Here is a 2697-nt window from a genome sequence, read left to right as displayed (position 1 = left end):
ATAACCATTTTTATAAAAACAGTCTGAAACCAACTTAAGGTGAGTCATGCTCAAGCCCTTCAGTCTTTCAGCAAACTCATTCCGATATTCCTCGGACAAACGATAAGAGCCGTTTTCGTAAACGATAAGTTTTTCTTCCGATAATTTCCTTAAAGTCTTTTCTTCAAGTCCCTCATAATCCCTCATTGCTATTTTGTGCAAAGCCAGCAATTCAAAGACATTAAGTTGCTCGGCGGCAGATCTATTGTCTTGTACCTTCCTGATGAAAATAACAAAAGCCGTATCAAGTATAGGAGCATTGAATGTGAGACTTACCTAATACGAGTCTGTTCCTGAATAGTCAGGCAGTGCTTCCCCTTCCATAATACAGTTGTAGAACATTTTTTCCACTCCTTGACCGGAACGCTCCACCAATCCTGTCTTCTGCAATACCTCGCTCATCAGTTTACTGCGCGGAACACTGTTCACTGTCAAAATGTTGTTCATATCCACTCCGGACGGAAAACCACCAGCATTGGTAATGGTTATACTATCGGGATATTGCTTGATGACGACATCGCTCTGAATCAACATTGAGCGGTGGCAGCAAACATTCAATATCGCCTCTCCGATTACCTCTTTGTTGAAAGATGGTATATCGAATATATAAGAGCCGTCATTGTAATACAGAAGCGGATTGCTGGCAGGCTGATTGATGTAATCCCATACCTTGTCAATCGTTATGAATAACAGCAACTGAAATTCTTTGCAAGCGGTATATTGTATCATCGAGTGATACATCCTGAACTCTACAACGATATTGTTCTGAGGGAGATATTTCCGTATGGCTTCGGATTTCCCAAGCAGAATAAGTGCCGCATAATTCTATTTCCCGTCCTTCAACAAATCCAAATCAGACAGCACTTGTTCGTCGGGATAGTTTTGAAACAACGGATTTTCCTGCTTTCGCGCATATTGGGTTTTCATTTCCGCTATGGCCTCCTTATCCAAATCCTCTATAGTAAGCCCTTCGCATATCTTGGCTGAAAAATCCGGTTCCTGTTCAGACAATATCCTGAAAATATCGGCATCGGACATTGCCCGCAGGCTTTCCCCTGTACGCATAAGAGGTACTCCCTCAAATCTCAACAACCTACCTACGGGACGAGATGGAACAGATAGTACAAGCACACGCACCGTCTTCGTAAAGTTCGGTAGCTTCTATCCTTATTCCTAATCTTTCGTAGATTTCATCTGTGAGTTCTCCCACTTCGTTTTCTGCAAAATCCGAACCGACAACCGCATGGAGCATATACCATTCCTAATACCAATCGTCCACCCTTTTCATTCGCCAAGGCGACAATACACCCCAATACACACCGCCGCCTGTCTTTCAGATCAACATGTTTTCCTCCGGCAAACGTGTAATTATGCTTTGCCTCCTTAAATTCTATATGGTCTTCGCTTTCGCCTAGCTTCTGTAATTCTGCAATCGTAATCTCCAACAAGGTAAATCCAACCCTAAAAGATACAAATGGCTATTCCGATAGAAACGAAAATTGTGCAACACAATTTTATGTCAGTAACACATGACAATGTAAAATAAAAGGGGAATCCGCGCTAATAAAAAGGGATCTGCACGGAAGAGAACCCGACCGAAGCCAGCTCCCTACACTCTTACGCTTAATCCGTTACATCAAAGAAATAACTTAGCTCTTCATCTTTCAGGTTCTCCATCGCATATTGGTCGGTCTGTTCCTCAAGGGTATTGTAGAGTTCCGCGAACTCCGGTCTTTTTTCGTGGTATTGCCATATCTTACGGTTAAGCACCAATACCAGTTCGGTTAGAAATTCGTAATCTTCTTTCCACTCTTTGAAAGCACGATTGAACGTGTACTGAATAGCCGAAAGGCCAAATCGCTCTGCTAGCGAAAAATCTTCCCAAAACTTTGTTTTTACTTCGTAACCGTTTTCTTTCATAAATTCTCTGAATGTCATAATGCTTAAATTTTAAGATTGTTTTTTGTTTTTCCCTCTTGTAGCATCTACTACTTTCGGGCTTGATTTAATTATGTCGTCTCAAAAGGTGTCATGGCTCCTTATGCAAGGTTTCACGGCTAAATACGACCTCTGTGAAGCAGAAAGTGGAGATTTGGCTGTGAACCCAAGGCTATGACCTTGCAGACAAGAGAGACATGACAAGCACCTTTGCGACACAATTCACACCAGATAGCCCGAAAGGGATATGCGGAATAATGGAGGAAGTAAGAAGAAGGCTAAAACAGGGAAAGGTAAAACCGAGGATATGCCGCCAAAGCACATAGCCCAAACAACGACTGGTGAAAAGAGACAGAACTGAAAGGACAAAGTAATGTCTCCTTTAACAATTTTGCTGGCCAAAAGAAAAATAGGTATGGCTTTGGGAGCTTATAAAAGCCGTTTAGTTTAGAACTTGAAGAGATATACAAAAAACAGACTAAACTTTATTATATTTGCAGTGTGCTTCGAATATCATCGTATGATGAGAACGGGATTGTTTTTCTTTCCGAGGGACAAAAAAATTGGCCTAAAAAACATCAAGGGATAGACCTTATATTTGCTCTTTTTATCTTTTGGATAGCAAATTTTTGTCCCTAGTTTGTCCCCCGAAGCATTTCATAAAAACATAATATATTAAATATCAATCTATTACAAGTCAAAAATGATACAAAACATTTT

5 protein-coding genes are annotated in these 2697 nt (G+C 40.8%); all 5 read right to left on the bottom strand.

Features of this window, described 5'->3' with window-relative positions; all coding sequences use genetic code 11:
- The coding region (locus DXB58_RS28315) for a hypothetical protein (protein ID WP_122138876.1) at nucleotides 1–186 on the bottom strand (186 nt) is incomplete at its 3' end.
- A 129-nt stretch (nucleotides 187–315) separates the two neighbouring features.
- The gene (locus DXB58_RS27525; protein ID WP_122138875.1) at nucleotides 316–768 is read right to left on the bottom strand and encodes an ATP-binding protein; all 453 of its coding nucleotides are present in this window, start codon (nucleotides 766–768) and stop codon (nucleotides 316–318) included.
- A 96-nt stretch (nucleotides 769–864) separates the two neighbouring features.
- Entirely contained in the window at nucleotides 865–1104 is a 240-nt protein-coding gene (locus tag DXB58_RS27520; protein ID WP_065849679.1) for a hypothetical protein, read from the bottom strand.
- A 28-nt stretch (nucleotides 1105–1132) separates the two neighbouring features.
- A complete protein-coding gene (locus DXB58_RS27815; protein WP_008674690.1) occupies nucleotides 1133–1291 on the bottom strand; it encodes a hypothetical protein in 159 nt (52 codons plus the stop codon).
- Nucleotides 1292–1662: 371 nt separating this feature from the next.
- Nucleotides 1663–1977, bottom strand: a complete 315-nt coding sequence (locus DXB58_RS27510; RefSeq protein WP_007844349.1) for a hypothetical protein — start codon at nucleotides 1975–1977, stop codon at nucleotides 1663–1665.
- Nucleotides 1978–2697 lie beyond the last annotated feature (720 nt).

It is taken from the genome of Bacteroides sp. OM05-10AA, assembly GCF_003439055.1.
In the GTDB taxonomy this organism is placed as follows: domain Bacteria; phylum Bacteroidota; class Bacteroidia; order Bacteroidales; family Bacteroidaceae; genus Bacteroides; species Bacteroides intestinigallinarum.
The sequence above is the reverse complement of the archived record's forward strand: the minus strand, read 5'-3'. Positions and strand labels throughout refer to the sequence as shown.